Genomic DNA, 18,549 nt, shown 5'->3' on the forward strand with positions numbered 1-18,549 from the left:
ATCATAAGGGAGTTTTTAATGTGCAAAGAATCGCATGGGATCAGTTTTTTATGGCGCAAAGTCATCTAATTTCATCAAGGAGCACGTGTACAAGATTAATGGTAGGTGCAACCATAGTACGTGATAAACGTATTATTGCGGGCGGATATAACGGGTCAATAGCTGGCGGAGATCACTGCGCAGAACATGGTTGTTACGTTGTTGATGGCCACTGTATCCGGACTATTCACGCAGAAATGAATGCGATTTTACAGTGTGCTAAATTTGGCGCTTCGACAGATAAAGCAGAATTATACGTAACACATTTCCCTTGTCTCGCTTGTACGAAATCAATCATTCAAGCAGGAATAAAGAAAGTGTATTTCGCTAAAGACTACAAAAACCATCCATACGCTTTAGAACTATTTAATATTGCTGGAGTTGAATTACAAAAAGTAGAATTTGATGAATCTGTTCTTCAAGTTAATAATTGGAATGCAGAAAAAATGCATACTTTAGTAAAAGAAGCAGCAGTGGAAGTGAATATCGAACCAGAAAAAGCAGAACAACTCTATCAAAACATTTCAAATAAATTGAATTAAATAAGGAGGGAACGTTATCGAGCGATATTTAGCTATCATTATTTTAGCTATTATCTGTACTACTTTTACAAGCTCTATCGTTCCCATATGTATTTGTTTGCTTGGCATCGTTGCTTTTATCAAAAAATCCAAAATTATTCTTCTGTTTGTCCTCGTTTATCTCCTAACTTGTTTTTTATTTTTTGTGGAAAAATCAAATGTGTCTTCTTATACAGCTACTGAATTTAACGGAAATTGCCAAATAATCAATGACTTAAAAGTAGATGGTGATAGTTTCCAAGCTGTAGTACGCTGCCAGAAAGAAAAATTCCAATTGAGTTACAAAATATCAACTGAAAAAGAGCAACAAAATCTTAAAAAGCTCACTTATGGCCAATTTATTTCTGTATCCGCTAAGTTAAAGTCCCCTCAAACAAATCGTAATCAAGCTCAATTTAATTATAAAGAGTATCTTAAAGGTAAAAACATTAACTATATACTACAAGTAAATACACTTTATATTTCTGGACAATCTGCTCCGTCCATACTAATGCGCATTCAAAATATACGTTTATTGATAATGAATCATCTAACTGAAAACATCTCTCCAAAAATAACTCCTTATCTACTAGCGTTAATCACTGGTGAGAAAAATGGCTTTTCACCTGAAATGTATGAAGTATATCAACAAATGGGCGTTGTTCATTTATTAGCTATATCAGGGCTTCATGTTAATTTATTAATCGGATCAATTTATTTTTTATTGTTAAAGCTAGGTATAACAAGGGAGCGAGTCACTATTTCTCTCCTTGTATTATTACCTTTTTACGTTATCCTCACAGGAGCAAGTCCGCCTGTAATTCGAGCAGCGACAATGACTGCTTTACTTTTACTTTCAGAAAAATATGCTACTAAATGGAGTTCTTTTTCTGTTATTTGTATATCTTTTATCTTGTTTTTTATAATACAACCTCATGTCATTTATGAAGTGGGTTTTCAACTTTCTTATGTTGTATCTTTTGGGATAATTTTGTCATCCCGTCAAATATTAGTAAGGCAACAAAGTCCTTTTGTTAAATCATTGACTATTTCCTTCATCTCAACGATGATGTCTTCTGTTGTTATGATGTATCATTTTTACTCGTTTTCTTGGGTAGGGATTTTCTTTAACCTACTATATGTTCCACTTTTTACAATCATTGTATTACCAGGTTGTTTAGGTGTTTTTTTACTATCTATTATTTCCCCAACATTAATGAAAATTCCTGAATATATGCTTACTTTTTTGATTCAATTAATGGAAAGTTTAACTAATCTCTTTGCAAAGATACCGCATCAAACTATTATTACTGGCAGACCAAACACTATCATGCTCGTGCTAATTATCGCTACAATACTACTATTTTTTTATCAGTGGCAAAAGAAACAATTTCCAATCGGAATCTTTATTTGCTTTTGTTTATTATGTTATTTTTCTAGTTTTAATGTTACTGGCAAGGTTAGTTTTATTGACGTCGGGCAAGGAGATAGCATATTAATACAATTACCGAAAAACAAAGGCAATTACCTTATAGATACTGGTGGCGAGCTTCTGGTAGAGAAAGAAGCTTGGACAAAAAAACGAAAACCTTTCACAATCGGTGGAAGTACTCTCACACCCGTTTTAAAATCAAAAGGAATTAGTAGTTTAGATAAAGTCATCATTACACATAGCGACGCGGATCACATGGAAGGGCTCGATGAACTGCAAAAAAATATTGCCATAAAAGAACTGATTTTTGCAAAAGGGGCAGAAAATAAAGCCATTATGAGAGAAGCTCTTAAGACTATGCCAAAAGTAAAACAAACGATTATTTTAGCCGGAGCACAGTGGCAAGTTGGGCAAAATAAATTTGAATGTTTGTATCCAAATGAAATGGGAGAAGGCGGAAACGATGATTCTATTGTTTTAAAAGCAATATTGGATAATAAAACATGGATTTTCACAGGAGATTTAGAAGCAAGCGGAGAAAAGGCGCTTTTAGATAAATCGATTAAGGCCGATATTTTAAAAGTTGGGCATCATGGAAGTAAGACCTCAACCTCTAAAGCATTTGTCGAGCAAGTAAAACCAGCTTATGCAATTATTTCTTGTGGTTTAAAAAACCGTTTTGGCCATCCTCATAAAGAAACGATAGACACGATAGAGGAAGCAGAAGTAAAGATTTTACGAACTGATCTACAAGGAGAAATAATCTACACATTTGGAAAGGGCTTCGAAACCACTTTGAAATAAAACTTGCTATCTCTTATTTCATGTTTTACCATAGAAAGAGAAATAAGAGTGAAGCGAGGCGAAATGAATGCTGCCAGAATGGAAACAGATACGCTCCAAAAAAATAACTCCTGTGTATTTAATCATTGGGACAGAAGATTATATTATTAACGAGACAAAGCAACTTTTGATAGATAATATTTTAGATGGGGAAGAAGTCGAGTTTAATTATGCTAATTTAGATTTAGAAGAAATGCCAATTGAAGTAGTTATTCAAGAAGCCGAAAGTATGCCGTTTTTTGGCGATAAGCGCCTAGTAATGGCAAATAATCCGATGTTCTTAACCACCGAAAAAAGTAAAAATAAAGTAGAACACGACACTGCAAAGTTAGAAGCTTATTTGAATGAGCCCGTTGATTATTCTGTATTATGTTTTGTGGCACGGGTAGAAAAATTAGATGAACGTAAAAAACTTACCAAACTACTCAAAAAAACAGCCACAGTAATAGAAGCGAAACGACCTAATGAAAATGAACTGAAGAAATGGCTTGAAGCAAAACTAAACGAAAACAATATGCAGATGTCTCAAGAGGCGATTACTCGGCTTATTGAACTTACAAGTGGTCAATTAACGACAGCAATGAATGAATTACAAAAACTTATGTTGTATTGCTTTGACACTAAAGAAATCACGGTGCAGGATGTCGAATCTCTAGTCGTTCGTTCTCTCGAGCAAAATATTTTCTTATTACTAGATAAGATGATTGCGATGGATATTGGTGGGGCACTTAGAATTTATTACGACTTGTTAAAACAAAAAGAAGAACCTATCAAGATATTAGCTTTAATTTCTAGCCAATTTCGCTTGTTAAATCAATTAAAGTTACTTGAGCAACAAGGTTATTCACAACAACAAGCTGCAACTAAATTAAAAGTACATCCGTTTCGTGTGAAATTAGCGTCTAAACAAGCAAAGAATTTCTCAGAGCTACAATTAAATCAAGCTTTAAAACGATTGGCTGAAATAGATCTTGAAATGAAAACAGGTTTCGGTGATAAAGAACAGAAGTTAGAATGGTTTTTATTTGAATTACAGGATAATCGCCAAAAAACTGTATAAAAAATAGCTTTGTCTCCTGAGGACAAAGCTATTTTAAAAACAAAAAACACCACACAAGGTGTGATGTTTTATACCTAAATGGTATTATTTAGCTAATTTAGCAGCTAAGCGAGATTTGTTGCGAGCAGCATTGTTTTTGTGAATCAATCCTTTGCTCACAGCGCTATCTAATTTTTTCGATGCTTCTACGTAAAGATCTTTCGCGTTATCCGCGTTGTTTGCAGCTGCTTCATCAAATTTTTTGATAGCAGTACGCATTGCAGAACGTTGAGATGCATTACGGCTGTTGCGAGTTTCAGCAGTTTTTACACGTTTAATTGCAGATTTAATATTTGGCATTCCATTCACCTCCGTCCAAACTAATGAGGTAGTATTTATTTCATATAACATACCTTTTTAAATTATATCAGAACAAATGCTATTATACCGAAAACACAGCCATATTGCAATAATACTTTCTATTTTATTTTAAATTTATCCGTAATTAATAAAGAAGTCATTGAATGTTAAGCGTTCTACTGATATAATCAAGGATAGCTTGCCATCGGATTTATGCGATGAGTTCTAATCAGGAGCTGGGGAAATGAACAAAGAAGAAATGAATGCAAGACAAAAGAAAATTAGAAACTTTTCGATTATCGCGCACATAGATCATGGTAAATCTACACTCGCTGATCGGATTTTAGAACAAACAGGTGCTTTGACGCATCGTGAAATGAAAAATCAGCTACTAGATTCGATGGATTTAGAACGTGAACGCGGGATAACCATAAAATTAAATGCTGTACAATTAAAATATAAAGCAAAAGACGGAGAAACGTATATCTTTCATTTGATCGATACACCGGGACACGTCGATTTCACTTATGAAGTATCTAGAAGTTTAGCTGCATGTGAAGGTGCTATTTTAGTAGTAGATGCTGCGCAAGGTATCGAAGCGCAAACACTGGCAAACGTTTATTTAGCTCTAGATAATGATTTAGAAATTTTACCTGTAATTAATAAGATTGATTTGCCAGCAGCAGATCCAGAAAGAGTTCGTGCTGAAATTGAAGATGTTATTGGCTTAGATGCATCCGATGCAGTCCTTGCTTCTGCAAAATCAGGCATCGGGATTGAAGACATCCTTGAACAAATAGTAGAAAAAGTACCAGAACCATCTGGTGACGTAGATAAACCACTTAAAGCACTTATTTTTGACTCTGTTTTTGATGCGTATCGTGGCGTAATAGCTAATATCCGTATTATGGATGGAGTTGTAAAAGCAGGCGACAGAATTAAAATGATGTCAAACGGCAAAGAGTTTGAAGTTACAGAAGTTGGTGTTTTCTCTCCAAAAGCAACACCACGTGATGAGCTTCTTGTTGGCGACGTTGGTTACTTAACAGCTGCAATCAAAAATGTTGGAGATACTCGAGTGGGTGATACAATTACACTTGCGAACAATCCTGCTGAAGAAGCTCTTGACGGATACCGCAAATTAAATCCAATGGTTTATTGCGGACTTTATCCAATTGACTCTTCCAAATATAACGATTTACGTGATGCACTTGAAAAATTAGAACTTAATGATTCAGCTTTACAATTTGAAGCAGAGACTTCTCAAGCATTAGGTTTTGGATTCCGTTGTGGATTTTTAGGTCTACTACACATGGAAATTATTCAAGAAAGAATTGAGCGCGAATTTAATATCGATTTAATTACTACGGCCCCAAGTGTTATTTACCATGTGAATTTAACAGATGGATCTAATATTGTGGTCGATAACCCAGCTGATATGCCTGAACCTGGCGTAATTGAAAGCGTGGAAGAACCATACGTTAAAGCAACTGTCATGGTTCCAAATGATTATGTTGGTGCGGTAATGGAACTTGCACAAAACAAACGGGGGAACTTCATTACGATGGAGTACTTGGATGATATTCGCGTTAGTATTGTGTACGAAATTCCACTATCTGAAATAGTTTACGACTTCTTCGACCAATTAAAATCATCTACAAAAGGCTATGCGTCCTTTGATTATGAATTAATTGGCTATAAAGCTTCTAAACTTGTGAAGATGGATATTCTTTTAAATGCAGAAAAAGTGGATGCACTTAGCTTTATCGTTCACCGTGATTTTGCCTACGAGCGTGGAAAAATCATTGTCGAGAAATTAAAAGAACTTATTCCAAGACAACAATTTGAAGTACCTATTCAAGCAGCAATTGCAACAAAAATTGTTTCTCGTTCCACTATTAAAGCTCTACGTAAAAACGTACTTGCTAAATGTTATGGTGGGGACGTATCGCGTAAACGAAAACTCTTAGAGAAACAAAAAGAAGGTAAAAAACGAATGAAACAAATCGGTTCTGTGGAAGTGCCGCAAGAAGCTTTCATGGCAATCTTGAAAATGGACGAATCGAAATAATAACAAAGATTGTGCTAAGAGCGAATATGTTCATAGCACAATCTTTTTATGTTAAAAGCGAAACCTCCACATATGCACTAAAAAATATGTTAAACTGACTAGTGGACAACGAAGCAAATTTTAAGTGCAAGGAATTGATAAAAATGATAAATACGAACCTATCGAGTAATGAAAGTTCGGCGGTATATATCCATATTCCGTTTTGCGAACACATTTGCTATTACTGCGATTTTAATAAAGTATTCTTAGAAGGACAACCAGTCGATGAATACGTAGATTTACTAATAAAAGAAATGGAAATGACTGCTGCAAAAGGTCCCATCGCTCCGGTTGACACGGTTTTTGTGGGCGGCGGAACACCTACGACCTTAAATGAGGCGCAAATTGCAAGACTTTGCACAGCTATCCGAGAAATATTACCACTCAAAAATGAAATTGAGTTTTCCTTTGAAGCAAATCCAGGAGATCTTTCTATATCCAAATTACAAGCGATGCAAGATCATGGTGTCAATCGCATTAGTATGGGCGTTCAAAGTTTCAATAACGAGCTTCTTAAAAAAATTGGTCGCATTCATACCGTGAAAGATGTATACCAATCTGTTGAAAACATGCGCAAAGTTGGTTTTGAAAATGTAAGTATTGATTTGATTTTTAGCTTGCCAGGTCAAACAGAGGCTGACTTTAAAGACACTTTAAAACAAGCACTTGATTTAGACTTACCTCACTATTCAGCATACTCACTAATTATTGAACCAAAAACGATTTTTTACAACCTTATGCAAAAAGGAAAACTATTCCTACCTGGCCAAGATGCCGAAGCAAACATGTATGATTTATTACTAACAGAAATGGAAAAACACGGTCGGAAACAATATGAGATTAGTAATTTCGCGAAAGAAGGCTTTCAAAGCAAACACAATATTACTTACTGGAGCAATGAGCATTATTACGGGTTTGGCGCCGGAGCACATGGATATGTCGGCAACACCCGTTATAGCAATTTTGGTCCAATAAAAAAATACATGGAACCATTACAAGAAAATAAACTTCCTACATTCCAACAAAAAGAACTTACCTTAAAAGAAAAAATGGAAGAAGAAATGTTTTTAGGTCTTAGAAAAGTAGACGGAGTTAATAAAATTCACTTCAAGCAAAAATTCGGTCAAGATTTAGATACGACTTTTGCGCATGCTATTCAAAAAACTACTGCAAAAGGCTGGCTTGAAAATAACGAAGAAAATGTGGCACTTACAAGAAGCGGAAGATTTTTAGGAAATAATGTTTTTCAAGAATTTCTCTAAAACTGCATCATTTGACCTTTTTTGACCAAACAATCCTACTTTAGTCTGAAATCGAGTGTTTTCGGTTGACTAAGCTAGAATTGTTTGGTAAATTTATACTTGTATTTAGCACTTGACGTTATTGAGTGCTAAAAGAGGTGATAGATATGTTAACAGAAAGACAACTTCTGATTTTCCGTGCCATCATCGATCATTTCACTTGGACTATTCAGCCGGTTGGATCGAAAAATTTGCTGAAAGAAAAAAGTTTGCCTTATAGTTCAGCGACTATCCGTAATGAGATGGGTGTCCTTGAAGAATACGGTTTTATTGAAAAAACACATTCTTCGTCCGGACGAGTTCCTTCTGAGAAAGGGTACCGCTTCTATGTCGATTATTTGCTCCAGCCCAAGAAGCTAGACAAATCCGACAGACAAATGATTCGTTCTTTCTTTTCAGAGAATTATTACGAAATGGAAGGACTCATCCAAAATTCAGCATTAATGTTATCCGATTTAACCAATTACACGTCCATCTTGCTTGGTCCAGAAGCAACGAAAAATCATTTAAGTGGCTTTAGATTTGTACCAATAAATAATTTTCAGGCAATGCTCATTTTAATTACCGATCAAGGGCATGTTGATAACCATCTTGTGACAATACCCGAGGGCACAACGCTTTCTGATATTGAACGAATGGTCAACATTTTAAACGAACGGTTAGTTGGGCTTTCACTGGATGATTTAAAAGTACAAATACCAATGGAAGTAAAAGAACTACTTGGAAAGCATGTTAGAAACTATGAAAGCTTTATGCATGTCTTTTCTGATTCTTTTGCCCAGGCCAGCCAGCAAAAAGTGTATTTTGGCGGAAAAACGAACATCTTAAATCAACCAGAATTTCATGATATTAATAAAGTCCGTGAGATGCTCCATTTGATGGAAGAAGAACAAGATGTATATGAATTGTTTAGGGATATTCCCGATGGCCTACAAGTTAAAATTGGCCGTGAAAACAATAATAGTCTAATGGAAGATTGTAGTATCATTACAGCAACATACAATATTGCTGGCGAACGTGTTGGCGGTATTGTGCTCCTAGGTCCAACAAGAATGGAATATAGCAGAATGATGGGCTTAGTTGATGTAATGAGTCGAGATTTAACCGATGTGTTAACCAAACTTTATCGTGATAACCAAAATTAGGAAGGCTGAAAAAGCATAAGTTTTTTCAGGAGGTGGCTACAGTGTCTGAGAAAAAGAACAAAAAAGAAAAACTAGCTGAGGAAATCGAACAAGAAGAATTAAATAGTTTAGATGAATCAGTAGAAACAGTGGAAGAAGAAGCGACAGAAGAAACTTTAACAGAAGAACAAGCCAAAATTTTAGAGCTTGAAAACAAACTAGATGAAGTTGAAAATCGTTATCTTCGCATGCAAGCGGATTTTGAAAATGTCAAAAAAAGACATATTGCTGACCGCGATGCTAGCCAAAAATACCGTTCGCAAAGCCTAGCGCAAGATTTACTTCCTGCACTAGATAGTTTTGAAAAAGCTCTTGCAACGACTTCTGATCAAGAAGAAGTGAAACAAATTCTAAAAGGAATGGAAATGGTTTACAACCAAATTCTTGTTGCTTTTGAAAAAGAAGGTATTGAGGTAATTCCGGCTGTCGGCGAACAATTTGACCCGAACTTCCATCAAGCCGTGATGCAAGATAGTGATGAAAATGCAGGTAGTAATGAAATCACTGCTGAACTTCAAAAAGGTTATAAATTAAAAGACCGGGTTATTCGCCCATCGATGGTAAAAGTGAATCAATAAAAAATAATTACTGAATAACAGGAGGAAATAACAATGAGTAAAATTATCGGAATTGACTTAGGAACAACAAACTCTGCAGTAGCAGTATTAGAAGGCGGAGAAGCTAAAATTATCCCTAACCCAGAAGGCGCACGTACAACACCTTCTGTCGTTGGTTTCAAAAACGGCGAACGCCAAGTTGGTGAAGTAGCGAAACGTGCTGCAATCACAAACCCAAATACAATTAGTTCTATTAAACGTCACATGGGTACTAACTATAAAGAAACAATCGAAGGAAAAGATTACTCACCACAAGAAATCAGTGCAATCATTTTACAATATCTAAAAAGCTATGCAGAAGACTACCTTGGTGAAACTGTAGATAAAGCTGTTATTACAGTTCCAGCTTACTTCAACGATGCACAACGTCAAGCAACAAAAGATGCTGGTAAAATCGCTGGTCTTGAAGTAGAACGTATTATCAACGAACCAACAGCAGCAGCTCTTGCTTACGGTATGGATAAAACAGAAACAGACCAAACAATCCTAGTATTTGACCTTGGTGGTGGTACTTTTGACGTATCTATCCTTGAATTAGGTGACGGCGTATTTGAAGTACACTCAACTGCTGGTGATAACGAATTAGGTGGAGATGACTTTGATAAAAAAATCATCGACTATCTAGTAGCAGAATTCAAAAAAGACAATGGTATTGACTTAAGCCAAGATAAAATGGCGCTTCAACGTTTGAAAGATGCAGCTGAAAAAGCGAAAAAAGATCTTTCTGGCGTAACAAGCACACAAATCTCCTTACCATTTATCACAGCTGGAGAAGCTGGTCCACTTCACTTAGAAGTAACCCTTACTCGTGCTAAATTTGATGAATTAACACATGACTTAGTTGAACGTACTATTGCGCCAACTCGTCAAGCATTAAAAGATGCAAACCTATCTGCAAGCGATATTGACCAAGTAATCTTAGTTGGTGGATCTACTCGTATCCCTGCAGTTCAAGAAACAATCAAAAAAGAATTAGGCAAAGAACCTCATAAAGGTGTAAACCCGGATGAAGTTGTAGCAATGGGTGCTGCAATTCAAGGTGGCGTAATCACTGGTGATGTAAAAGACGTTGTACTACTTGACGTAACTCCATTATCCCTTGGTATTGAAACAATGGGTGGCGTTATGACTACACTTATCGAACGTAATACAACTATCCCAACATCTAAATCACAAACTTTCTCTACAGCAGCTGATAACCAACCAGCAGTAGATATTCATGTACTTCAAGGTGAACGTCCAATGGCAAAAGACAACAAAACATTAGGTCGTTTCCAATTAGCGGATATTCCACCAGCACCACGCGGAATTCCACAAATCGAAGTATCTTTTGACATCGATAAAAATGGTATCGTAACAGTTCGTGCAAAAGATCTTGGAACTGGTAAAGAACAAAACATCGTTATTAAATCTTCTTCAGGCCTAACTGATGAAGAAATTGAAAAAATGGTTCAAGACGCTGAAGCTAATGCTGAAGAAGATAAAAAGAACAAAGAAAACGCTGAACTTCGCAACAATGCAGACCAATTAGTATTCACTGTCGATAAAACTTTGAAAGAACTAGAAGGCAAAGTTGAAGAAGAAGAAGTGAAAAAAGCAGAAGCAGCTCGCGATGAACTACAAGAAGCGCTTAAAGGCGAAGATTTCGATGCTATCAAAGAAAAAACAGATAGCTTAAACGAAATCGTTCAAAACCTATCTGTTAAATTATACGAACAAGCTGCAGCAGAACAACAAGCAGCTGGCGGCGCAGAAGGTCAAGAAGCTCCTCAAAATGACGACGTAGTAGACGCTGAATTTGAAGAAGTAAATGACGACGACAAAGAAAACAAATAATCTTTTTTAAAGGTAAGGATAATGAGTCAAAGTCTACTGTGGCTTTGGCTTTTTATCTGAAATAAAGTTTTTACAACATCTCTTTCAAATGTTACAATACGTTAGGACTATAAAAATCTATCATGGACAGGAGTGATGGCGGATGGCAAAACGAGATTACTATGAAGTGCTTGGTGTTTCCAAAAGCGCCTCAGCGGACGAAATAAAAAAAGCTTACCGGAAACTGTCCAAACAGTATCATCCGGACATAAATAAAGAAGCAGGCGCTGATGAAAAATTTAAAGAAATATCAGAGGCTTATGAAGCTTTAAGTGACCCACAAAAACGTGCGCAATATGATCAATATGGACACGTAGATCCAAACCAAGGCTTCGGCGGCGGTGCAGGTGGTGGCTTTGGCGGAGGCGGATTCTCCGGATTTGAAGACATCTTTGACACATTCTTCGGTGGAGGAGGACGTCAACAAGACCCTAACGCACCAAGACAAGGTAGCGATTTACAATATACAATGCGTCTTAAATTCAAAGAGGCTATTTTTGGTAAAGATGCGGAAATCGAAATTCCTCGCGAAGAAAACTGTGATACTTGTCACGGCTCTGGCGCAAAACCTGGAACTACACCAGAAAAATGTAGCCATTGTGGAGGTAAAGGTTCTATTAACGTGGAACAAAATACCCCATTCGGTCGCGTAGTCAATAAACGCACATGTCAATACTGTAATGGTACTGGTAAAGAAATCAAAGAAAAATGTCCAACTTGTCACGGTAAAGGCCGCGTAACTAAAACGAAAAAAATCAAAGTGAAAGTTCCGGCTGGTGTGAATGACGGACAACAAATGCGCGTATCTGGCGAAGGGGAAGCTGGTATTAATGGCGGACCTAACGGCGATTTATATGTAGTATTCGTTGTGATTCCAGATGAGTTTTTCGAACGAGAAGCTGACGACATTTATGTGGAAGTGCCAATCACGTTCGTACAAGCTACCCTAGGTGACGAAATCGATGTACCAACTGTGCACGGTAAAGTTCGCCTCAAAATCCCTAGTGGTACACAAACAGGGACAACCTTCCGCTTACGAGGTAAAGGTGTTCCGCATCTTCGTGGAAACGGAACAGGCGATCAACACGTAATCGTCAAAGTAATCGTTCCGAAAAAACTAGATGATAAACAAAAAGAAATCTTACGAGAATTTGCTTCAACTACAGGAGACAAAGTAGACGAACAAACATCTGGATTTTTTGACAAAATGAAACGAGCTTTTAAAGGCGATTGATGAACGTAGAGGTCGATAGTTGTGCGAGAGCAACCATCGACCTTTTCTACATACTAAAGGAGTGTTGAAAAATGGAATGGTCAGAAGTAGAAGTCCATACAACAAACGAAGCAGTGGAGCCAGTTGCAAATGTTTTAACGGAGTTCGGGGCAGCGGGAGTTTCTATTGAAGATGTAGCAGACTTTTTACGCGAACGAGAAGACAAATTCGGTGAAATTTATGCATTAAAACGAGAAGATTATCCAGAAGATGGCGTTATCATCAAAGCTTACTTCTTAAAAACCACGGAATTTGTCGAGCAAATCCCAGAAATCGAACAAACTTTGAAGAACCTTACAACCTTTGATATTCCTCTTGGTAAATTTCAATTTGTTGTGAACGATGTAGACGATGAAGAATGGGCAACTGCTTGGAAAAAATACTATCATCCTGTTCAAATCACAGACCGTATCACGATTGTACCAAGTTGGGAATCTTATACACCATCTGCTAACGAAATAATCATTGAGCTAGATCCAGGAATGGCTTTCGGTACTGGGACACATCCGACAACACAACTTTGTATCCGCGCGCTAAGTGATTATTTACAACCAGGTGATGAACTCATTGACGTTGGCACGGGTTCCGGTGTGTTAAGTATTGCTAGCGCCAAACTTGGAGCAAAATCCATTTTAGCAACAGACCTCGACGAAATTGCTACTCGAGCTGCAGAAGAAAATATTCGTTTAAATAAAACAGAAAATATCATTACTGTGAAGCAAAATAATCTCCTTCAAGATATTAATAAATCCGATGTAGATATTGTCGTAGCCAACATTTTAGCAGAAGTGATTTTACTTTTCCCAGAAGATGTTTATAAAGCACTCAAACCAGGCGGAATTTTCATTGCTTCAGGAATTATTGAAGACAAAGCCGAAGTAGTAGAAGAAGCGCTGAAAAACGCTGGGCTTATCATCGAAAAAATCGAGCAACAAGGAGACTGGGTTGCGATCATTTCCAAACGAGGAGTGGAGTAAATGCAGCGTTATTTCGTAACTAATGAGCTAGAAAATGATAACGATACATTAAGCATTACAGGAGAAAATTTCCATCATATTGCACGTGTAATGCGAATGAAAGAATCCGACCAAGTTTTCATTGTTTTTCCGAGCAAAAAAACATGTATCGCGGCTATTACAGCAATAAATGAGGATGAGGTATTGTTAAATCTAGTGAAATGGCTAGAAGAAGATACCGAATTACCCATTGAAATCACTATTGCGAGCGGCCTACCGAAAGGCGACAAACTAGAACTCATCATTCAAAAAAGTACAGAACTAGGTGCACACAAATTCATTCCCTATAAAGCCGAACGTTCTGTGGTGAAATGGGATGATAAAAAAGTCATCAAAAAAATCGAGCGCCTTCAAAAAATTGCGCAAGAAGCAGCTGAACAATCGCACCGAACTGTCATTCCAGAAGTTCATTATGCTGCTAGTTTCAAAGAATTAATATTTGACCATGTTCACTATGACTATGTTATCGCCGCCTATGAAGAGAGCGCCCGAGAAGGCGAAGATAGTGCGCTTGCTAGCTTATTTCAAACAATGAAGCATGGACAGTCTGTTTTGTGTATTTTTGGACCAGAAGGCGGCATTAGTGAAAAAGAGCTGTTGCTTCTTCAAGAAGTAAATGCCAAACTTGCCGGACTCGGCCCAAGAATTTTAAGAACAGAAACTGCTCCGCTCTATGTATTATCAGCTGCTTCTTTCTATTTTGACCTTTACGAAAATAAAAATCGTTAACATTTCAAAGTTTTATGCGAAAGTTAACGATTTCATGTTGACGATGCCCGATGTTTCGTATATAATTTTTAATGAGTGAATGCTTATCTGCATTACTTCAGAATAATTCATAATTTATTTTCCGTTATGTCCTATTCTGGAACTTAAATGAAGGATTTAAGTGAGTGCATGTAAGTGCCGGAGGGAGGGAAAGAGAGATGTCAAAAACAGTAGTTCGTAAAAACGAATCGCTTGAAGATGCTCTTCGTCGCTTTAAACGTACTGTTTCCAAAAGTGGAACTTTGCAAGAATCCAGAAAGCGCGAATTTTATGAAAAACCAAGCGTAAAACGTAAGAAAAAATCCGAAGCAGCAAGAAAACGCAAATTCTAATTAAAAGGCGATGATTTCGTTGACACTGCTTGACAAGTTAAATGAAGATATGAAGCAAGCGATGCGCGATAAAGAAAAAGAAAAACTTTCCGTTATTCGCATGTTAAAAGCAGCTTTACAAAACGAAGCAATTCACCAAGGTGTGAAAGATCTTACTCCGGATGATGAAGTAACCGTGATTTCCCGCGAACTCAAACAACGCAGAGATTCTCTAGCCGAGTTTGACAAAGCAGGACGTAGCGACCTTTCTGATAAAGTCCGTTCCGAGATTGTCATTGTTGAGGACTATGCTCCTAAACAATTGACTCCTGAAGAGCTTGAGAACATTGTGAAAGCAACTATCGAAGAAGTTGGCGCATCTAGTAAAGCTGATTTCGGCAAAGTAATGTCCGCAATTATGCCTAAAGTAAAAGGCAAAGCTGACGGCGGTGCTGTTAACCAATTCGTAAAAAAATATCTTTCATAAACTAATTCAAACTAGTTTTGAAAACATTAAAAAACAGGGTTTCTTCATATTTTATGAAGGAAATCCTGTTTTTTTTATACATACTTTTGGCAGAAATTAAAGCTATTCATCGCTTCGTTTTTCAAGCAAGGCAATTTCGTGTATAATATAACTAATCAAGGCACTTATAACAGGTGAAGGGGTTAGCCAATGCTAAATGAATTTAATGAAGTAGTCGAATTATCTGATGACACAAACATCCAAGATTTATTCGGCAATAATAATAAGAATATCGATCTTTTAGAAGAATTGCTTCAAGTAAAAATTATTACACGGGGAGAAGCACTTTCTATCACTGGAGAAGAAGAAGCTGTCCAGCACACTATTGCTGTTTTAAACGAACTTATCTTAACTGTAAAACGCGGCATTCATATTGATGGTCGTGATATAGCTCAAGCAGTAAAAATGCAAAGAAATGGCACACTCATATACTTCCATACTCTTTTTGAAGAAGAAATCACTAAAAACGCCAAAGGAACACCTATTAGACCTAAAACATTTGGCCAAAGAACTTACATTCAAATGATAAAAAAACATGATATCGTTTTTGGTGTCGGACCAGCAGGAACAGGGAAAACCTATCTTGCCGTTGTAATGGCAGTAGACGCATGGAAAAAAGGAAAAGTTAGCAAAATCATTTTGACTAGACCGGCCGTTGAAGCAGGTGAAAGCTTAGGTTTTCTACCAGGCGATCTAAAAGAAAAAGTAGATCCTTATTTACGACCTGTATACGACGCGCTATACGATATTTTTGGTACAGAGCATACAACAAGGTTAATGGATCGTGGCGTTATCGAGATAGCTCCTCTGGCTTATATGAGGGGACGTACACTGGATCATGCTTTTGTTATCCTAGATGAGGCGCAAAACACTACCATTGCTCAAATGAAAATGTTTTTAACACGTCTTGGTTATGACTCTAAAATGATTGTCAACGGTGATATGACACAAATTGATTTACCAAAAGGTGCAACTAGTGGTCTTGTTAACGCGGAACAAGTTTTAAAAGATGTTAAAGACATTGGTTTTGTTTACTTTGAACACCATGATGTAGTAAGACATCCTTTAGTAGCTGAAATTATTAAAGCGTACGAAGGGAAACAAAATTAGAAAGGAGACAAAGATGTGAAGCTAGCCAAGAAATGGAAAGATTGGTACATCGAAAGTGGAAAAAAATACCTTTTCCCACTTCTCCTTATTTGTTTTGCTGTCGTAGCGTATTTCCTTGTCTGCCAAATGACAAAACCGGAATCGTATAATGTAAAGCTATTTCAAGTAGCTGAAAAAACGATTCGATCACCACAGACTGTTGAAGATACGGAGAAAACAAAAGAAGAACGGACTAAGGCAAGTAATGCTGTAGAAGATGTGTATGTTTACAACCGTGAAACAGGACAAAATCGAGTAGCATTAATTCAAAGTCTATTCGCTTATGTAATTGAAGTGAATTCTGAAGCAGAAGAAAATGATAAGAAAAATAAAGAAAAAGCAGCAAAAGATAAAGAACCAGCCCCAGCACCAACTACAACAGAAACTAAATTAAAAAACTTAAAAAGCAAATTATCAAGCAATGTATCTGAAAAAATCACTTCGAATATATCCGATGAAGTTTTTACTACTTTAATTGAGGCTGATAGCAAAGATTTTAATGTAATGGAAGACGTTATTACAACCGAAGTAGCGAAAACAATGGAAAATAAAATCCGTGATGAAAATCTCAATGCCGCAAAGATAAGGGCACGAGATGACATCGAATTGTCTGCTATATCTTCTTATTACAAAAACGTATCCAAAGTGCTTGTCTCATACGCAATTGTCCCAAATGAAATTTATAATGAAGAACAAACTGATGAACGGCGCAAAGAAGCTGCCCAATCTGTTGTTCCAGTGAAAATTTTACAAGGTCAAGTAATCGTGCAAGAAGGGCAAATTGTAGACCGAGAAACCTATCGTCAGTTAAACATGCTACATCTATTAGATCAAAAAATGCCAGTCAAACAATATGCTGGCTTTGCCGTTTTTATTATTGCACTTGCAGCACTTCTATTCTTATATACAAAAAAACAAACCATTTCAAAAGCAAAAAAAATGCAAACGATGCTGATTTTTTCTTCTGTATATGTCGTTTCTTTATTCATGTTAATGATTATTTTGTTTTTAGAAAATCAGAATATATCTAATATCGCCTTTTTATTCCCAGCAGCATTTGCACCGATGATACTTAAAATCTTACTGAATGAGAAGTATGCCTTTTTAAGTGTGCTATATATTGCTGTAACTAGTTTGTTTGCATTTCAAAATGATTCAACTAGTGGAATTGCGATTTTCATTTTATTAAGTGGAATTACGAGTGTAGTAGCTTTACGGGATTATAGTCGACGTTCTGCCATCATGTTTTCAGGCTTTATGGTAGGTTTAATCAATATGGTATATGTCTTGATTTTATTGTTAGTTAATAATAGTACGCTACTTCAAGTGTCTACTTTAATGGCAATTGGTTATGCCTTTTTAGGAGGGTTTGGTGCATTTATTCTCGGTGTCGGAGTTATTCCGCTCTTTGAAACTATTTTTGGTTTATTAACTACGAGCCGATTAGTAGAACTAGCGAATCCGAATCATCCACTGCTCAAGAAAATATTAATGAAAGCTCCAGGAACTTATCACCACAGCATGATGGTTGCGAATTTAGCTGAAGCATGTGCGGATAAAATTGGAGCAAATAGTTTACTTGTCCGCGTTGGTTGTTTTTATCATGATATTGGTAAAACATTACGTCCGCCGTATTTTGTGGAGAACCAATTACAAGGAATCAATCCGCATGATAGGCTGACACCAGAGCAAAGTCGTGATATAATTCTTTCGCATACTAAAGACGGGGCGGAAATATTAAAAGAAAATCATATGCCTCAACCGATTATTGATATTGCGTTACAACATCACGGGACAACATTACTTAAATACTTTTATTATAAAGCTAAAGAAACAAACCCAGATGTAAAAGAAGCAGATTTCCGTTATAGTGGGCCAAAACCTCAAACAAAAGAAATTGCGATAATCAATATTTCTGATAGTGTGGAAGCGGCTGTTCGTTCTTCCTCAGAACCTACAATGGCCAAAATAACTGAAATTATCGATGGAATTATTAAAGATCGTTTCCTAGATGGGCAATTTACTGAATGCGATATTACCATCAAAGAAATTAAAATTATTCGTGACACTCTAATTGCCACATTGAACGGAATATATCATCAACGAATTCAATATCCTGATGACAAAGATTGAAATAGGAGGACAA

General features: G+C 36.6%; 16 protein-coding genes. 15 read left to right on the forward strand and 1 reads right to left on the reverse strand.

Annotated elements, in window-relative coordinates:
- Positions 1-20 precede the first annotated feature (20 nt).
- The 3 genes from AC4PG0_RS01135 (at position 21) to holA (ending at position 3,934) form a co-directional block, all read left to right on the forward strand.
- Positions 21-581, forward strand: a complete 561-nt coding sequence (locus tag AC4PG0_RS01135) for a ComE operon protein 2 (protein WP_003762318.1) — start codon at positions 21-23, stop codon at positions 579-581.
- A 34-nt stretch (positions 582-615) separates the two neighbouring features.
- On the forward strand, positions 616-2,835 hold the full coding sequence (locus tag AC4PG0_RS01140; RefSeq protein WP_492167699.1) for a DNA internalization-related competence protein ComEC/Rec2: 2,220 nt from the start codon (positions 616-618) through the stop codon (positions 2,833-2,835).
- A gap of 67 nt (positions 2,836-2,902) precedes the next feature.
- Positions 2,903-3,934: a DNA polymerase III subunit delta gene (gene holA / locus AC4PG0_RS01145; protein ID WP_070753078.1), complete on the forward strand. Its 1,032-nt coding sequence runs from the start codon at positions 2,903-2,905 to the stop codon at positions 3,932-3,934.
- A gap of 84 nt (positions 3,935-4,018) precedes the next feature.
- Here holA and rpsT read toward each other — a convergent pair whose 3' ends face one another.
- Positions 4,019-4,273, reverse strand: a complete 255-nt coding sequence (gene rpsT, locus AC4PG0_RS01150; RefSeq protein WP_003726526.1) for a 30S ribosomal protein S20 — start codon at positions 4,271-4,273, stop codon at positions 4,019-4,021.
- A 244-nt stretch (positions 4,274-4,517) separates the two neighbouring features.
- On the opposite strand from rpsT, the gene lepA reads away from it, so the two are divergent.
- From lepA to AC4PG0_RS01210, 12 genes are all read left to right on the forward strand, one after another.
- On the forward strand, positions 4,518-6,344 hold the full coding sequence (gene lepA / locus AC4PG0_RS01155; RefSeq protein ID WP_003766925.1) for a translation elongation factor 4: 1,827 nt from the start codon (positions 4,518-4,520) through the stop codon (positions 6,342-6,344).
- 143 nt (positions 6,345-6,487) lie between these two features.
- Complete coding sequence (gene hemW, locus AC4PG0_RS01160) at positions 6,488-7,645, forward strand: radical SAM family heme chaperone HemW (protein ID WP_010991570.1); 1,158 nt, start codon at positions 6,488-6,490, stop codon at positions 7,643-7,645.
- 146 nt (positions 7,646-7,791) lie between these two features.
- Positions 7,792-8,829 carry a heat-inducible transcriptional repressor HrcA gene (gene hrcA / locus AC4PG0_RS01165; RefSeq protein WP_003721983.1) on the forward strand — a complete coding sequence of 346 codons (1,038 nt, stop codon included), beginning with the start codon at positions 7,792-7,794 and terminating at the stop codon, positions 8,827-8,829.
- A 41-nt stretch (positions 8,830-8,870) separates the two neighbouring features.
- Positions 8,871-9,446 (forward strand): nucleotide exchange factor GrpE, encoded by a 576-nt coding sequence (gene grpE, locus AC4PG0_RS01170; protein ID WP_010991569.1) that lies wholly within the window; start codon positions 8,871-8,873, stop codon positions 9,444-9,446.
- 33 nt (positions 9,447-9,479) lie between these two features.
- Positions 9,480-11,321 (forward strand): molecular chaperone DnaK, encoded by a 1,842-nt coding sequence (gene dnaK / locus AC4PG0_RS01175; RefSeq protein ID WP_003762307.1) that lies wholly within the window; start codon positions 9,480-9,482, stop codon positions 11,319-11,321.
- Positions 11,322-11,463: 142 nt separating this feature from the next.
- Entirely contained in the window at positions 11,464-12,594 is a 1,131-nt protein-coding gene (gene dnaJ / locus AC4PG0_RS01180) for a molecular chaperone DnaJ (RefSeq protein ID WP_045554174.1), read from the forward strand.
- A gap of 71 nt (positions 12,595-12,665) precedes the next feature.
- Positions 12,666-13,610, forward strand: coding sequence for a 50S ribosomal protein L11 methyltransferase (gene prmA, locus AC4PG0_RS01185; RefSeq protein WP_045553052.1), 945 nt, complete (start codon positions 12,666-12,668; stop codon positions 13,608-13,610).
- Positions 13,611-14,378: a 16S rRNA (uracil(1498)-N(3))-methyltransferase gene (locus AC4PG0_RS01190; RefSeq protein WP_045553051.1), complete on the forward strand. Its 768-nt coding sequence runs from the start codon at positions 13,611-13,613 to the stop codon at positions 14,376-14,378.
- Between the two features lie 197 nt (positions 14,379-14,575).
- Positions 14,576-14,749, forward strand: a complete 174-nt coding sequence (rpsU, locus tag AC4PG0_RS01195) for a 30S ribosomal protein S21 (RefSeq protein ID WP_003719762.1) — start codon at positions 14,576-14,578, stop codon at positions 14,747-14,749.
- Between the two features lie 19 nt (positions 14,750-14,768).
- Positions 14,769-15,215 carry a GatB/YqeY domain-containing protein gene (locus tag AC4PG0_RS01200; RefSeq protein ID WP_003736634.1) on the forward strand — a complete coding sequence of 149 codons (447 nt, stop codon included), beginning with the start codon at positions 14,769-14,771 and terminating at the stop codon, positions 15,213-15,215.
- A 189-nt stretch (positions 15,216-15,404) separates the two neighbouring features.
- Entirely contained in the window at positions 15,405-16,364 is a 960-nt protein-coding gene (locus tag AC4PG0_RS01205; RefSeq protein ID WP_003771876.1) for a PhoH family protein, read from the forward strand.
- A gap of 15 nt (positions 16,365-16,379) precedes the next feature.
- On the forward strand, positions 16,380-18,536 hold the full coding sequence (locus tag AC4PG0_RS01210) for an HD family phosphohydrolase (protein WP_045554172.1): 2,157 nt from the start codon (positions 16,380-16,382) through the stop codon (positions 18,534-18,536).
- Positions 18,537-18,549 lie beyond the last annotated feature (13 nt).

The organism is Listeria sp. MAN/IMW/UF464 (genome assembly GCF_058683955.1).

Coding starts and splice junctions, on each gene's coding strand:
- rpsU (WP_003719762.1), top strand. CDS start 14,576: ATGTCAAAAACAGTAGTTCGTAAAAACGAATCGCTTGAAGATGCTCTT.
- lepA (WP_003766925.1), top strand. CDS start 4,518: ATGAACAAAGAAGAAATGAATGCAAGACAAAAGAAAATTAGAAACTTT.
- dnaK (WP_003762307.1), top strand. CDS start 9,480: ATGAGTAAAATTATCGGAATTGACTTAGGAACAACAAACTCTGCAGTA.
- hemW (WP_010991570.1), top strand. CDS start 6,488: ATGATAAATACGAACCTATCGAGTAATGAAAGTTCGGCGGTATATATC.
- AC4PG0_RS01205 (WP_003771876.1), top strand. CDS start 15,405: ATGCTAAATGAATTTAATGAAGTAGTCGAATTATCTGATGACACAAAC.
- prmA (WP_045553052.1), top strand. CDS start 12,666: ATGGAATGGTCAGAAGTAGAAGTCCATACAACAAACGAAGCAGTGGAG.
- holA (WP_070753078.1), top strand. CDS start 2,903: ATGCTGCCAGAATGGAAACAGATACGCTCCAAAAAAATAACTCCTGTG.
- rpsT (WP_003726526.1), bottom strand. CDS start 4,273: ATGCCAAATATTAAATCTGCAATTAAACGTGTAAAAACTGCTGAAACT.
- AC4PG0_RS01190 (WP_045553051.1), top strand. CDS start 13,611: ATGCAGCGTTATTTCGTAACTAATGAGCTAGAAAATGATAACGATACA.
- dnaJ (WP_045554174.1), top strand. CDS start 11,464: ATGGCAAAACGAGATTACTATGAAGTGCTTGGTGTTTCCAAAAGCGCC.
- hrcA (WP_003721983.1), top strand. CDS start 7,792: ATGTTAACAGAAAGACAACTTCTGATTTTCCGTGCCATCATCGATCAT.